The organism is Microvirga sp. BSC39 (assembly GCF_000739015.1).
Taxonomy (GTDB): Bacteria; Pseudomonadota; Alphaproteobacteria; order Rhizobiales; family Beijerinckiaceae; genus Microvirga.
Window position 1 is genome coordinate 12,179 of the sequence record NZ_JPUG01000046.1, and the last position, 14,643, is coordinate 26,821.

Here is a 14,643-nt window from a genome sequence, read left to right on the forward strand (position 1 = left end):
TTCGCAATACTCTTTCTTGAGAACGGTCAGCCGTCCTCTTGGTACAATAAGGCCAAGGTCCCTAAAAGACTGCCTACTACAGCAGGGAACCAGGCCGCAACCAACGAACTGATGATTCCGGAGGCTCCAAGCTCCGCCATAAGCTCAGTGGCGACATAAAGCATGAACCCGGCTGCGACGCCACCCAGAACCATCATGGCTACACCGCCAAATCGAAAGAATCTTAACGAGACGGATGCGGCAACGAAGACCATGGCGATGAAGAGCAGGGGACGGGCCATAAGCAGGTCGTAATGGAGGCGGTAGGTGGTGGCGTTGATATCCGCCTGCTCCATTCGGGCAATGGTCGCCTTAAGGTCCCAGAACGGAACCGCATCGGGGTCGATGAAGCTCTGTCGAACCTCCGAGGGCTGCAGGCTGGAGGCGATCAGGTAGCGATCATGGGAGCGGGGCTCCTCGATAGCGGACAGAACCCTGGCGTCCTTCAGTTCCCAGAAGCCCTCGTGCAGGCTCGCTTCGCGGGACTCGACCCGATGACTGAAAGAACCGTCGTGCTCGAAGACATAAACCGTGACGTCATAGAGGGTTGCGGCGTTCGTCGCCGAGCCGTTCGCGCGGAAAATCGCCTGTCCGTCCTGGCTTCTCTGACGAAGCCAGATCGGTTTCTCCCGGGTTTGAACATTCCTGGAGAAGATGCTCGTTTCCAGCGTGGAGGCGCGCTGCTTGAGGACCGCGGAAAGGGGGTTGTAGACGGTGACGGAGAGCACGCCGATCAGCACGGCAATCAGGAGCCCCGGCTGAAGGAACTGCCAGGCGGAAATTCCCGCCGCCCGCGCCACCACCAGTTCGAGCTTGCGGCTGAGCTGCAGGAGAGCCGCCATGCTGCCGAACAGCACGGCAAACGGCATGACCTGCTCGGCGATGGCCGGAGTGCGGAACAGGGCCAGTTGCGCAATGACCCCCGTCGTCGCGCTCGGCGCATCACCGGCCCGGCGCATGAGCTCCACGAAGTCCAGGGTATAGACCAGGGTGAAGACCGTCGCGAAGACCAGGAAAATGGTCTTGAGAAATTGCCGCGAGAAATAGGCGCCAAGGGTCCGGCCGATCAGCATGGTCAGGCTTTCTGGATCGCGGGAGTGCGCCCCGGCAGCAGATTGTTGAGAGCTCTCAAGAGCTTGGCCTGGGCCGATCGCATGGCCGGACCTTGCAGGATCAGCAGCAGGCTGATCAGGATGCTTGCCAGCGGCACAGCATAGATCGCGACGACCGCGGCTGAGGTCCGGGCGACCCCGCTCGAAGCGGCAAAGCCGAGGATCCGCATCAGCACGATCGCCACGACCGCGCTGGCAATCGCCATACCACGGCCCTGGCGGGTCGTGCGGGGTTCGCCGAGAGCCGCGAAAGCGATCATCATCATGGCGAGCGGGTAGAGCCAGGAAGACAGGCGCTCATGAAGTTCGGCCCGGAAGCGCCCCGACTGTTCCTGATAGATGGGTTCGCTCTTGTCGGGGAACAGGAGCTGGAGGGTGCTGCGCTCCCGCGGCTTGTAGACGACCTCTCCACCCTCCTTGTTGAAGGCCGACAGATCGACCGCATAGCGCTCGAAGGCGACAATGGAGGAATCGCGGCTGTTCGGCTCCTTGCGCTGAACGCTTCCCTTCTGGAGCACCAAATAGGACGTTCCATTCTGCTCGGCGGTCTGGCCTCGCTCGGCCAGATAGACGATGGCTTTGTTCTTCTCCCGGAGGTCCTCCATGAAGATACCGAGCAGGGAATCGCCTTGCCGCTCCCGGTAGTGGAACGTGATGCCGTTATCCAGGCTGATGAACTGGCCTTCCTTGGCCATGGTGCCCACGAAGTCGGCCCGGATCTTCGTGAACAGCTGGCGCATCTCCTGGAAGCTCGCGGGCATGATGTGGATCGAGATGATGCCCACGGCCAGGCAGACGAAGGCCGCCAGCGCCAGGAACGGCCGCAGAAGCCGTCCCGGGGGCATGCCCCCGGCGCTCATGACGATCAGTTCGGAATCCCCGTTCAGCTTGTTCAGGGTGTAGATGGTCGCAAGGAACAGGGCGACCGGCGCGATGACGCTGATCAGGGCCGGCAGCGAGAGCCCAGTGACCGTCAGGAAGATCAGGAGGGTCTGGCCCTTGCCGGTGAGCAGGTCGAGTTCCCGCAGGGCCTGCGTGATCCAGATCACGCCCGTGAGGGCGACCAGGCATGCGGCGAAGGCGCTGAACGTGATTTTCAGGATGTAGCGTTCGAGAAGTGTCATAAGGCCCTTCGCCCCCGGGCGGTTACGCCCTGGGTATCGTGTCGGACAGTCTCAGGCAAGACGGCCGTTTTCAACAGCCTGAGATTGCGCCGATTTCACGGCGGCTTCCCCGTGGCCGCGCTCACAATATGATATATGTCCCAACCGTCACCACCGCGCATCAGCGTCGCAGCCGGCCCCGAGACCGGACATGCACCAGAACAAAGAGGATTTCATGGCCGACAGCTTCAAGATCGACTTCCAGGCCCACGGCAAGGTCGAATCCGGCGATCTCATCGTCTTCGTCGGGGAGAATCTCAAGCCCTCCGCCGCCGTGGCCAAGCAGCTCGGGCCGAAGGGCGTCGACCTGATTGCCAAGGCTGCCGCTGCGGAAAGCTTCAAGGGCAAGGCCAAGTCCGCCATGTCGATCGTGGTCCCCACGGGGCTGTCCGTCAATCGGCTGATCGTCATCGGCACCGGCGGAGAGAAAGACCGGAACGACTTGGACTTCGTTCAGCTGGGCGGCCTGATCGCCGGTAAGGTGAACGGCAAGTTGGCCACGGTGGTCCTGGACCTGCCCGAAACCGAGATCACCCCTGAGGCGGTGGCGGATATCGCCCTCGGTGTTCAGCTGCGTCGCTACAGCTTCGACCGCTACAAGACCAAGAAGAAGGACGAGGACAACGGGAAGGGCGGCGGACGGCTGGTCTTCAGCGTGGCTGATCCTGCTGCGGTCAAGAAGGCTTACAAGTCCCGCGAGGGGATCCAGCAGGGTGTCATCATCGCCCGCGACCTCGTGAACGAGCCGCCGAATGTGTTGGGACCGCAGGAATTCGCCGCCCGCGCCCAGGCCCTGACCAAGCTTGGGGTCGAGGTGGAGATTCTCGACGACAAGGCCATGAGGAAGCTCGGCATGGGGGCGCTGCTCGGCGTGGCCCAGGGCTCCGTGCGACCGGGTCGGGTCGCCATCATGCGCTGGAACGGGGCTAAGTCCAACGACAAGCCCATCGCCTTCGTGGGCAAGGGCGTTGTCTTCGACACCGGCGGCATCTCGATCAAGCCGGGCGCCGGCATGGAGGACATGAAGGGCGACATGGCGGGGGCCGCCTGCGTGGTCGGGCTCATGCATGCGCTTGCAAGCCGCAAGGCCAAGGCCAACGTGGTCGGCGCCATCGGCCTCGTGGAGAACATGCCCGACGGCAACGCCCAGCGGCCCGGCGACATCGTCACCACCATGTCGGGCCAGACCATCGAGATCATCAACACGGATGCCGAGGGACGCCTCGTGCTGGCCGATGTGCTCTGGTACGTGCAGGATCGCTTCAAGCCCAAGTTCATGATCGATCTGGCGACCCTCACGGGTGCGATCATGGTGGCTCTGGCCCAGGAATATGCCGGCCTGTTCTCGAACAACGACGAGCTGGCCGAGCGCCTGACCGTTGCCGGCAAGGCGACCGGCGAGCGGGTGTGGCGCATGCCGCTGGGACCTGAGTTCGACAAGATGATAGAATCCAAGTTCGCCGATATGAAGAACTCGGCCGGGCGCTTCGGCGGGTCGAGCACCGCGGCGGCGCTGCTCCAGCGCTTTGTCAACGATGTGCCCTGGGCCCATCTCGACATCGCCGGCACGGCCATGGGTTCGCCCTCGACCGAAATCAACCGCGGCTGGAGCTCCGGCTGGGGCGTGCGCCTCCTCGACCGCCTCGTGCGCGATCATTACGAGGCCCGAAACTCCTAAGCGTCATCCCGGGGCTGCGCAGCAGAACCCGGGATCGCTCAACGAGAATGGTGCTTGATCCTGGCAAAGATCCCGGATCTGCGCGTCGCGCCGTCCGGGATGACAGGAGTATCATGACCGAGGTCCTTTTCTACCATCTCCAGCATCAGCCCCTCGAGGCCGTGCTGCCTACGCTCCTGCAGAAGACCCTGGAGCGCGGGTGGCGCGCGGTGATTCAGGTCGTGACCGAGGAGCGCATGTCCGCTCTCGACGATCACCTGTGGACTTTCACCGACGAGAGCTTCCTGCCGCATGGAACGGACAGGGAGGCCCATGCGGCGGACCAGCCGATCCTCATCACCCTGTCGGGCGCCAATCCCAACGACGCCTCCATCCGCTTCCTGGTGGAAGGCGCCGACCTGCCGGAGGACATGGCCGCCTACCAGCGCCTGGCGATCCTGTTCGACGGCAACGACATCCAGGCGCTCGCCTTCGCCCGCGATCAGTGGCGGGCGGTGAAGGAGGGCGGCCACGACGCGACCTATTGGCAGCAGGACGAGAGCGGCCGCTGGCAGCGGAAGGCCTAGCGCCTGACGAGAAATAATCTCTCGCACGTCATCACCGGCCTTGTGCCGGTGATCCCGTTTCGAGAGGCGTCGTGCTCTTCCGATCGAGATGGCCGGGACAAGCCCGGCCATGACCGTGAGGTCGCACAGGAAAGGGTGGCCACGGACCTTTGCACACGAACACTTCATCGCCCCAGCGCTTGCCATAGGGGGCAAACCCTCCAGTTTCAGGGCGGCCATAAGGATGTTCCAATGACCCGAAAGCTGCGCCTTCCTCTGTATGCCGCCCTGTTTCTCTCGCTGGCTCTGCCGATCGGAGCCGGAGCCCAGGAACAGCAGCCGCAAGGGCAACAGCAGGAACAGCGCCGGCCCCGGCCCGAGGCCAGGGATGCGCAGGCGCTGCCGCCGGAATCGGTGACGCGACACACCCTTCAATTTCCTGGCCGGACCCTGTCGTTTACAGCGACGGCCGGGCATCTGACCCTGGCTGATCCGCAGGGTGCGCCACAGGCGGAGATCGGGTTCGTGGCGTACACGCGGGACGATGCGGACCCGGCGACCCGGCCGGTGACATTCGCGGTGAATGGCGGCCCAGGCGCATCTTCGGCCTATCTGCACCTCCTCGCTGTCGGACCGTGGCTCCTGCCTCTCGACGGCCCTACGATCAGCCCCTCGGCCCCTCCCGCACTCGTTCCCAATGCCGAGACCTGGCTCGACTTCACCGACCTGGTCTTCATCGATCCACCGGGAACGGGCTACAGCCGCGTGGTCGGCGGCGATCCGGTGCGGGAGCGGTTTTATTCCGTTCAGGGCGATATCGACGGGCTTGCCGCCTTCGTGATGCGCTGGCTCAAGGAAAAGAACCGGCTCATGTCGCCGAAATTCTTCACTGGCGAGAGCTATGGTGGTTTCCGGGGCCCGCTGTTGGCCCAGAAGCTCCAGAGCGATCAGGGCATCGGGTTCAGTGGTCTCGTTCTCGTTTCGCCGGTCTTCGACTTCGATTGGCTCGACCAGGGCGCCGGCGCACCGTGGATCAACGCAGCGGTTCTGCCGTCGCTCGCGGCCACGAACCTTTCGCGGAACGGTCCCGTGTCGCGCGAAGCGCTGAAGGACGCGGAAGCCTATGCGTCCGGCGAGTACCTCGTCGATCTCATGCGCGGACTCCAGGACAAGGAGGCGGTGGAGCGCGTCAGCCGGCGCGTCGCCGAACTGAGCGGGCTCAGCCCCGAGGTCTCGCGGCGCCTGGCAGGACGTATCGACATGCGCGCCGCCCAGAGGGAGTTGCGCCGCGGATCGTCCGAGATCGTCAGCGCCTACGATACCAACGTGGCGACCGCAGACCCGAACCCGAATGCCCAGGTCTCCCGATTCGAGGATCCGGTCCTCGACGGCATGACGGCGCCCCTGACGAGCGCGATCATCCATCACCTCACCCACACCCTGAACTACAAGGCGGAGGGGCGCTACAATCTGCTCAACGGCTCCGTCAATGGCGCGTGGCGCTGGGGCGGCGGGCGCAACGGTCCTGAAAACCTGGATGAGCTGCGGCAGGCCCTGTCGCTCGACGGAAAGATGCGTGTGCTCGTCACCCACGGCTTCACCGATCTGGTGACGCCATATTTCGCCTCGCAGTTGCTGCTGAACCAGTTGCCCGATCTGGGGCCCCAGAAGCGTGTGGGGCTGACGGTTTACGAAGGCGGCCACATGTTCTATTCGCGGCAGGCGTCACGACAGGCCTTCAAGGCCGATGTGCAGCGGCTCTTCGACGGGGCCCTGCAGGCGAGAGCGGCGGATAGCAAGGATTGATGGGAATGCGTACAAGAGTTCTGTCGAGTGTCGCCCTTGCGGCAATGGTCCTGTCCGCGTGCAACAGCACCCGGTCCGCGCCACCGGTCGCAGCGCCTGCGACCCCTGCGCCGATGGCGTCCCTCGGACCGCAAATCGACGGCCCCGTTCTCGGCCCGGATGGCCGCTGCACCGGTACCCCCGCTGGCACCGCGACGGCCATTGAGCCCGGCATCACCGAATGCGATCTCGTGCGCCTGAAGGGAAAGCCGGCTACGGACGTGCTCGTGGGTGAGAGCGGCAAGGGACAGCGCGAGGTGCAGGTGCTCTATTCCGAGCCCGGCGGTCGCGAGCTGTACTTCTTCGTGAACAACAGCCTCGACCGGGTGGTGAAGCCTTGAGGCCTGTTCCCTTGGCCTGAGCCTTTCCGATTCGACGCTTTTGAGCCTGCAAACAAAAATGGCCGCAACGAATGCGGCCATTTTTGTTGATGAGCAATGCGGTTTCAGATGATGTAGTCGAACCTCATGTCGGACGCGAGGCCGGCATTCTTGAGCACGACACCCGTTTCGAAGTAGCCGTCCGCGTTGAGGTCGGAGATCAGGAAGCCTTTGTCGGTCTTGGGGTTGTACAGGAACACGTGCCGGACATTCGTGTCGCCGTACAGGAAGTCGGCATCGGAGGCAGCCGTCGCGATAGAGCGGGCATCCGTTTTGACCTCACGGTAATTGCTCCTCGTGCCCTTGATCGTCATGTCGATGAAGTCGAAGGAACGGTTCCAGTCCGTGATCGTGTCGGCCGTGCTGGTGGTGATGCCCGAGTCGCCCCGCTTGAACAAGAACTCGTCTTCTCCTGCACCGCCGGCCAGCGTGTCGCGCCCGGTTCCGCCGGACAGAAGATCGTCACCGAAGCCGCCGGAGAGATAATCGAGGCCGGATCCCCCATAGAGGTCGTCCCATCCGTCACCGCCGTAGAGATCGTCATGGCCGCCGCCGCCGTAGAGATCGTCGTCCCCATCGTCGCCGTAGAGATCGTCATCCCCGTTGCCGCCATAGAGCGTGTCGTGACCCCAGTCGCCAAAGATGTCGTCGTCCCCATCCCAACCATAGAGCAGATCATCGCCGGCATAGCCGTAGATGATATCCGAGGTGTAAAAACCATCGATAATATCGTCGAAGTCATCCCCGTAGATAGTCGCCATCGTTGTCTCCCCAGTCTTCTGTTGGCGGGCTGCTCTCAGAGCGAGACCCGTCGAATGTTTCAGGCCCGAGTTGTGCCACAGGGCGGTTAACCCCTCGTGACTGCATCATCCGACAGCATGGCTGAATGGTGGCAAGGCGACCCGTTCATCTGGCGTATAACCGCCGGTACGGTCGCAAACTGAGATGATGATTAACGATTGATGAAGAACGAGCCAGGAGCAGGACAGCAAAGAGGCGTGCGCGCAGGACCTGCGCGCACGCCTCCTCGATCGTCTACTCCGGGGCCGACCGTCTGTTCGACGGATCAGTAAACCTCATAGCGCCGGTAGGGCTCTTCGTATCCCTCGTCGTCATAATAGTCCCGCGGGCCGCGATCATACTCGCGGAAGGATCTGCGGTACCCGTCGTCGTATCGTCCGGATCGCTCCTCATATCGTCTCGGGCCTCTGTCGCTTCCGCGGGCGACGAAGGCGCAGCGCTTCGCAACACCCGGGGCAGGATCGCCGAACACCCTGTTGGAGCAGGGAACGCCGCCATCCCTTACGAAAACTTCGACGCTCCGGCCGGGAATGCCGTAGATCACCCGGGTCGGATAAGGAACACGGCAGAACCCGTTCTCCCGTGCGCAAGGCACCAATCCTTGCGCCTGTGCCCCAGACGGTGTCGCCAACATTGCGCCACCGATGAGCAAAGCGGTGGCCAAAACTGCACGAAACATGGTCCGTTCTCCATTCCAGGTGTACCGACATACGCCTCTCATGATGAACGCAGCAGTAATGGCGAGTGTTCACAACCCGAGTGCCACGACCCAAATGGCCGCTTACCGCCACACGCTCGGGAACGCTGCCGGGGGATCGTCGTCATTGGCGCTTGCGACCGGCTGTGGCTTGATCATTACCAGCGGCAGTAGGGCGCGAGCGAACAGTTTCGTGGTGCCGTAGGACAGGATTTGGGCCATCGGAGCCTCCACCGCGGACGGCCGAAAGCTAGCCCCGGACGGAACGGTCCGATGTGCTCCCCCGCACTCGGCTTACGAGGCAGCCTGACGCGTCAGATTGGAAGAGTGGCTCCGATGCAGGCGAAGCCGCCATCTGGATTGGGTTTGAGCCGTGTTGTCATTCACGGCCGATGCCGATCCGTGCGTCAGATGGGCCATCGGCACGAGGCCCCCGGCAAAGGCCCGGTCGGTGCAGGCGGAAATCAGGATTCGCATGGTCAGCCTCCCCCAAAGGCTAGGATCAGCTTACGACCACGCTTCGATTTTGGGCGCACTCCGAGGAGGTAGCCCGGCTGCTCTGGGGAGGTAGCTGGGCAGGGGCGCTTCCGGAGCATCGTGCCCGATCCAGAAAGTGCGCTCCACTTCCGGGTCCGATCCTTCAGGCGCCGGCTTCCTCGATCTCGCTGCTCAGGGCCAGCCACTCCTCCTCGACCGTTTCCAGGGTGGACGCGGCCTCCGCGCGCATTCTGGACAGCTCGGAGGCCTTTGCCGGATCCTTCTGGAAGGCGGTGCCGTCCGCAAGAGCGGCATCGACCCTGCCGATGACGTCCGTGAGTTTCGCCATCCGGCTCTCAAGAGCCTCGAGCTTCTTGCGCAGGGGGGCAAGGGCCGCCCGGCGCTCGGCAGCGGCCCGGCGCCCGTCGGTCTTGGAGGCGGTAGGAGCCTGCGGCCTGTCGGAGCGCTTCTGCGGATCGAGCTCTCCCGAGAGGACGAGCTGGCGGTAATCGTCCATGTCGCCGTCGAACGGCTTCACGCTGCCGTTGCCGACAATCCAGAGCCGGTCCGCGCAGGCCTCGATCAGGAAGCGGTCGTGGCTGACCAGGATGACAGCCCCCGTATAGTCGTTGATCGCCTCCATCAGGGCCGTGCGGCTGTCGATGTCGAGGTGGTTTGTCGGCTCGTCGAGGATGAGCAGGTGAGGCCCGTTGAAGGCGGCAAGCCCCATGAGCAGGCGCGCCTTCTCGCCGCCCGAGAGGGCGGAGACCGGCGTATCGGCCTTCGCTCCGGGGAAGCCGATCTGCGCCGTGCGGGCGCGGATCCTGGCGACAGGCGTATCCGGCATGCGCTCCGCCACATGATCGTAGGCCGTGGCCTTCGGATTGAGCTCGTCGAGCTGGTGCTGGGCGAAGTAGGCCACGTCCATGCGCGTGGGCGTGCGCATCTCGCCCTTCATGGGCGCGAGCCTGCCGCCAATGAGCTTGCAGAAGGTGGACTTGCCGTTGCCGTTGGAGCCCAGCAGCGCGATCCGGTCATCCGGTGAGATCGTCAGGTTGAGGCGGTCGAGGACGATGCGCTCGCCGTAGCCGACGGCGCCGCTCTCGACCGTGATCAGCGGCGGAGCGGCGGGGCGCTCCGGCCCCGGCAGATTGAAGGGCAGCACGTCGTCTTCCACGATGGTCGTAATCGCCTCCATCTTCTCCAGCCGCTTGACGCGGGACTGCGCCTGCCTGGCCTTGGAGGCCTTGGCCTTGAAGCGGTCGACAAACGCCTGGAGGTGCTTGCGCTCGGCCTCCTGCTTGGCTGCCGCCTTTGCAGTGAGTTCGCGCTTTTCGGCGTATTGCTTGGCGAAGGACGTGTAGCCGCCGCGATAGATCGCAAGCTTGCCCCGGTCGAGATGAAGGATGTGGTTGACGCAGGTGTCGAGCAGCTCGCGGTCGTGGCTGATCACCAGCACGGTATGCGGGTAGCGCCCCAGATAATCGTAGAGCCAGAGGGTGCCCTCCAGGTCGAGATAGTTGGTCGGCTCGTCGAGGAGCAGCAGGTCGGGCTCCGTGAAGAGCACGGCGGCCAAGGCCACGCGCATGCGCCAGCCGCCGGAGAAATCCGAGCAGGGTCGGTTCTGCGCTTCGGCATCGAAGCCGAGGCCGTGGAGAATGGAGGCCGCGCGGGCAGGGGCCGAATGGGCGCCGATATCGGTCAGCCGCGTCTCGATCTCGGCCCGGCGAAGGCCGTCTGCGGTTTCGGCCTCGGCGAGCAGGGCGGCGCGCTCCTTGTCGGCGGCGAGCACCACCTCGATCAGGGTCTCGGGCCCGCCCGGAGCCTCCTGGGCGACGGCGCCGATCTTCATGCCGCGGGGCAGGGTGACGGTACCGCTCTCGGTGGCGAGGTCGCCCTGGATGATCTTGAACAGGGTTGTCTTGCCCGCACCGTTGCGCCCGACGAGGCCCACCTTCGCACCGTCAGGCAGGTTGAAGGAGGCACGGTCGAGGATCAGCCGGTCGCCGATGCGGTAGGTCAGGTCGTTAACGTGGAGCATGCCGCCTTTTGGCGCGGGAAGACCGCTCTGGCAAGGTGTTTAGGCGGCTTCGCCGCTTTGCAGCCGCCTCGCATAAGGTCCGGCGATAGCCGAAATCGCCAGTGACAGGATCCTGAAGGCCTGACAAAGGGATACGGCATTTCTCCCGTACCGTCAGTTCGGAATATATGCTATAGCCAAGATATCGTGCAGGGAGGAAACCGATGGGGCGGCTCACTGGGATCAAGTTGTTCAAGGGCCTGGAGATCGACCTTACGCCGTTCGAGTCACGAGCCAACTGGCGCCGCTTCGATCCGGAAGAGGTATTGGTCGACTTCGACGAGCCTTCCACGGACGTCTATTTCCTTCTCTCCGGCGAGGTGCGGGTCCTCATGCGCACGGCTTCCGGCAAGGAAGTCATCCTCCACGAGATGAAGCCCGGCGACCTGTTCGGCGAACTGGCGGCCCTCGACGGCGTTCCCCGCTCCGCGAACGTCACGGCGCTCACCCGGGGCGAAGCCTGCGTGATGCCGGCCTCGGTGTTCAAGGAGATGCTCTTCTCCCATCAGCCAGTGGCCGAGCGCCTGTTCTGCCTCATGGCGTCCCGAATCCGCGAGCTGAATGCCCGCTTCATGGAGCAGACGGTGCTCGATCTGCGGCATCGGCTCTATTCGGAGCTCCTGCGCCTGTCGACGCCGCGGCAGGACAAGTCGGGCGAGCGGGTGATCACGCCGCCGCCCTTCCATCATATCGTGGCCGCCCGCATCGGCTGCCGCCGCGAGCAGATCACCCGCGAGTTCACCATGCTGACCCAGGAGGGGCTGATCGAGCGCACCAGGGGCGCCCTAATCCTGCGCCAACCGGACGTGCTCAAGGAGCGGGTTGCCGAGGCATTCCGGACCGATCATTAGGCGACCGCTGCTGCACGCTTGCCCTCCGTGAGGGCGAGCGCCGTGGCGGACAGCATCACGGCCATTCCGACCGCCTCCGGCCAGCCGAAGGCCTCGTTCGCGAAGGCGACGCCCACGGCGACCGCCACAACGGGGCTGACGAACGAATAGAGCCCGGCCCGGAAGGCGCCCCAGTCGCGCACCAGCCAGAGATAAATCGAGAAACCTCCGAGCGAGCCGCCGAGGACGAGGATGATCAGGCCCATGATCGCTCGCCCGTCCATGAGCCCCACGAAATAGGCGGGATCGTAACCCTCGACCAGGAGCGACACGGGGATAAGCCCGAGGGCGCCGATGCTCGTCTCCCAGAAGGCCAGGGTGATCGGGTGCATTGCCTGCATCAGCGGGCGGCTGACCACCGCGCCCCAGGCATAGCTGAGGGTCGCGACGGCCACAGCGGCAAGGCCGAGCAGGGCGCCATCCTGCGCCGAACCCGTCCGCCCGGAGAAGAGCATCACAAGTCCCAGGACCCCGAGGGCAATCGCTCCCAGCCTGCGCGGCGTAATGCGCTCCTGCCGATAGAGGGCACCGATGAGGATGAGGAAGATCGGCATGAGGGAGAGGTTGACGATCGACGACAGGCCGGTCGGGGCTCGGGCCACGCCCCAGAAGAGCAGGCTGTAGCAGCCGGTCGTGATGAGAAGCGACGCGGCAATGACACGCCACGGCTGCACCATCTTCAACGGCAGCCCCTTGGCGAGAATGAAGGCGAGGTAGCAGAGGCCGGCGAGCAGGAAGCGTATCATCGCCAGGAAGATCGGCGGCACGGCCTCGGAGGCGATCTTCATGGGAAGCCAGGTCAGGCCCCAGATCAGCGCCATCGCGGCAAAGGCCGCGATATGTCCTGCTCCGCTGCCCTCACGCTTTCTCATTACCCGCTCCCAGCCGATTGCGGGTCAGACTAGTAAAGCGCAGGGCAGCGGGAAAGCTCGAACTGGGTCCTTACTGCCTCGGGGCATCAGGCCCATAGGCCGCGAAGAAGACCCGCAGGGCATTCTCGACGTTCTTTTGGATCTGCTCTTCGGTCGGCGGTTCGCCGACGGAAAAGAGCAGGCGTCGCAGCATGCCCGAGACGCAGAGGTCGAGGAAATGCTGGGCGGCGACCCCGGTGTCCTCGATGGAAAGCCGTCCCGCCTCGACCTGCCGGTCGAAATAGGCCTTGAGCCGGGCGATGCCCTGGCAGGGACCGGCCTCATAGAAGGCCTGTCCCAGGCGCGGGAACTTCTCCGCCGCGCCCATGACCATGCGGATTGAGGAGATATGCTCAGGCTTGCCCATGCGGCGCAGGTAGCTCAGGCCGAGGGTTCTCAGGACGCCACGAACATCGGGATCTTCCGGGTCGAGCTTGAACAGAACCTCCGCCAGGCCCCGTTTCTCTTCCGTCGTCAGAGCCTCGAACAGGCTCTCCTTGCTGTCGAAATAGACATAGAGCGTGCCCTTCGAGACGCCGGCAACCTTGGCGATCTCACCCATGCTGGCGCCGTCGAACCCTTGCACCAGAAACACCTTGCGGGCGCCTTCCAGGATCTGGCGGGGCTTGGCGCTCTCGGGGCTCTCCTCGACAGCTGGAGAGAGTTCTCGATCCTGATCGCTGTCATGCACGGCGGTCATGGCTTCTATAATTTCCTTTAAAGTCCATTGACCGAACGGTTCGGTCAAATCATATATGGCAGGCGCACAACACAGATCAAGGCCTGTCTGGCAGTTCAGTGCTTACGGATTCTGCAGGCCTTGCAGAGGTTTAACATGGCTTATCGGGAAGAGTTCGAGCAGGGCGCTAAGAGCGGCACCGAAGGCGCCGTCGATGCGCCGGCACGCCAGACCGGGCAGGGTGCTCCCGAAGTGGCTGCGCCCGAGGCCAAGAAGAAGGGCCTTGGCAAGAAGCCGCTGATCCTGGCGGTCATGGCCGGCGCGCTGGCGTTTGGCGGCTACGAGGGCCACGAATGGTGGACCAACGGCCGTTTCATGGTCTCCACCGAAGACGCTTATGTGCAGGCGGACATCACGATCCTGTCGGCCAAGGTGTCCGGCTATGTGCAATCCGTGGCCGTCACCAACAACCAGAGCATCAAGGCGGGCGACCTGATCGCCAAGATCGACGACGGCGATTACCGCTTCGCCCTCCAGTCGGCCAGGGACAAACTCGCGACGCAGCAGAGTGCCGTCACGCGCATCGGCCGCCAGATCGAGGCGGGTCGCGCCTCCGTGGCGCAGGCCCAGGCGCAGATCGCCGCCGCGAAGGCCGAGGCCGAGCGTGCCGAGAGCGACTATGCCCGCCAGCAGCAGCTCGCCCGCTCCGACTTCACCAGCCGGGCCGCGCTCGAGAACGCCAAGGCTGCCCGCGACCGGGCCCAGGCCAATGTGCAGAGCGCCGAAGCAGCTTTCGCTGCCGCCAGGGCGAATGTCGACGTTCTCGACGCGCAGCAGAACGAGGCTCGCCGCGTGGCCGCCGAGCAGCAGACTTCCGTCGAGAAGGCGGAGCGCGACCTTACCTTCACGGAGATCCGCGCGCCGGTCGATGGCGTCATCGGCAACAAGGCCATGGAGGTCGGCACCTTTGTGCAGCCCGGCGCCCGCCTGGCGGCTCTCGTGCCCATGACCAGCGTGCATGTGGACGCCAATTTCAAGGAGACGCAGATCGCGTCCCTGAAGGTCGGCCAGAAGGTGCGCATCGAAGTCGATGCCTTTCCGGATGCCGACGTGATCGGCACGGTGGAGAGCGTCTCGCCAGCTTCGGGCGCCGTGTTCAGCCTGCTGCCGCCGGAGAACGCTACCGGCAACTTCACCAAGATCGTTCAGCGCGTGCCCGTGCGGGTCTCCGTCGATCCGGAGACCGTCCAGAAGGGCATCCTGCGTCCCGGCCTCTCCGTGGTCGTGGACGTGGATACGCGCACCTCGACTGAACCTGAAAAGACGGCCAGCCTCAAAGAGTAAGG

15 protein-coding genes are annotated in these 14,643 nt (G+C 64.2%); 6 read left to right on the plus strand and 9 right to left on the minus strand.

Annotated features, from left to right (window positions below; translation table 11 throughout):
- Positions 1-26: 26 nt before the first annotated feature.
- Positions 27-1,112: an LPS export ABC transporter permease LptG gene (gene lptG, locus MA07_RS05585; RefSeq protein ID WP_036347912.1), complete on the minus strand. Its 1,086-nt coding sequence runs from the start codon at positions 1,110-1,112 to the stop codon at positions 27-29.
- A 2-nt stretch (positions 1,113-1,114) separates the two neighbouring features.
- Positions 1,115-2,275 (minus strand): LPS export ABC transporter permease LptF, encoded by a 1,161-nt coding sequence (gene lptF, locus MA07_RS05590; RefSeq protein ID WP_036347913.1) that lies wholly within the window; start codon positions 2,273-2,275, stop codon positions 1,115-1,117.
- Positions 2,276-2,489: 214 nt separating this feature from the next.
- Between lptF and MA07_RS05595 the strand changes: the two genes are divergently transcribed.
- The 4 genes from MA07_RS05595 (at position 2,490) to MA07_RS05610 (ending at position 6,723) form a co-directional block, all read left to right on the plus strand.
- Positions 2,490-3,992, plus strand: a complete 1,503-nt coding sequence (locus tag MA07_RS05595; RefSeq protein ID WP_036347951.1) for a leucyl aminopeptidase — start codon at positions 2,490-2,492, stop codon at positions 3,990-3,992.
- A gap of 113 nt (positions 3,993-4,105) precedes the next feature.
- A complete protein-coding gene (locus MA07_RS05600) occupies positions 4,106-4,558 on the plus strand; it encodes a DNA polymerase III subunit chi (protein WP_036347914.1) in 453 nt (150 codons plus the stop codon).
- A gap of 231 nt (positions 4,559-4,789) precedes the next feature.
- Positions 4,790-6,343, plus strand: coding sequence for a peptidase S10 (locus MA07_RS05605; RefSeq protein WP_036347915.1), 1,554 nt, complete (start codon positions 4,790-4,792; stop codon positions 6,341-6,343).
- Positions 6,343-6,723, plus strand: coding sequence for a hypothetical protein (locus MA07_RS05610; RefSeq protein ID WP_036347916.1), 381 nt, complete (start codon positions 6,343-6,345; stop codon positions 6,721-6,723). The genes MA07_RS05605 and MA07_RS05610 overlap by 1 nt, the downstream gene beginning before the upstream one ends.
- 104 nt (positions 6,724-6,827) lie before the next feature.
- Here the strand turns inward: MA07_RS05610 and MA07_RS05615 are convergent, their stop codons facing one another.
- The 5 genes from MA07_RS05615 to MA07_RS05630 form a co-directional block, all read right to left on the minus strand.
- On the minus strand, positions 6,828-7,523 hold the full coding sequence (locus MA07_RS05615) for a hypothetical protein (protein WP_052002870.1): 696 nt from the start codon (positions 7,521-7,523) through the stop codon (positions 6,828-6,830).
- 305 nt (positions 7,524-7,828) lie between these two features.
- Positions 7,829-8,242, minus strand: coding sequence for a hypothetical protein (locus MA07_RS05620; RefSeq protein ID WP_036347917.1), 414 nt, complete (start codon positions 8,240-8,242; stop codon positions 7,829-7,831).
- A 102-nt stretch (positions 8,243-8,344) separates the two neighbouring features.
- Positions 8,345-8,482, minus strand: a complete 138-nt coding sequence (locus MA07_RS30000; RefSeq protein ID WP_160195392.1) for a hypothetical protein — start codon at positions 8,480-8,482, stop codon at positions 8,345-8,347.
- Between the two features lie 72 nt (positions 8,483-8,554).
- A complete protein-coding gene (locus MA07_RS05625) occupies positions 8,555-8,737 on the minus strand; it encodes a hypothetical protein (RefSeq protein WP_036347918.1) in 183 nt (60 codons plus the stop codon).
- A gap of 163 nt (positions 8,738-8,900) precedes the next feature.
- Positions 8,901-10,778, minus strand: a complete 1,878-nt coding sequence (locus tag MA07_RS05630) for an ABC-F family ATP-binding cassette domain-containing protein (RefSeq protein ID WP_036347919.1) — start codon at positions 10,776-10,778, stop codon at positions 8,901-8,903.
- A gap of 203 nt (positions 10,779-10,981) precedes the next feature.
- Between MA07_RS05630 and MA07_RS05635 the strand changes: the two genes are divergently transcribed.
- Positions 10,982-11,668, plus strand: coding sequence for a Crp/Fnr family transcriptional regulator (locus tag MA07_RS05635; RefSeq protein ID WP_036347920.1), 687 nt, complete (start codon positions 10,982-10,984; stop codon positions 11,666-11,668).
- Here the strand turns inward: MA07_RS05635 and MA07_RS05640 are convergent.
- Both MA07_RS05640 and MA07_RS05645 read right to left on the minus strand, forming a co-directional pair.
- Complete coding sequence (locus tag MA07_RS05640; RefSeq protein ID WP_036347921.1) at positions 11,665-12,579, minus strand: EamA family transporter; 915 nt, start codon at positions 12,577-12,579, stop codon at positions 11,665-11,667. The two genes, MA07_RS05635 and MA07_RS05640, sit on opposite strands and share 4 nt — an antisense overlap.
- Before the next feature lie 70 nt (positions 12,580-12,649).
- On the minus strand, positions 12,650-13,318 hold the full coding sequence (locus MA07_RS05645) for a TetR/AcrR family transcriptional regulator (RefSeq protein WP_036347922.1): 669 nt from the start codon (positions 13,316-13,318) through the stop codon (positions 12,650-12,652).
- 135 nt (positions 13,319-13,453) lie between these two features.
- Here MA07_RS05645 and MA07_RS05650 point away from each other — a divergent pair, with 135 nt between their 5' ends.
- On the plus strand, positions 13,454-14,641 hold the full coding sequence (locus tag MA07_RS05650) for an HlyD family secretion protein (RefSeq protein ID WP_036347923.1): 1,188 nt from the start codon (positions 13,454-13,456) through the stop codon (positions 14,639-14,641).
- Positions 14,642-14,643: the final 2 nt, after the last annotated feature.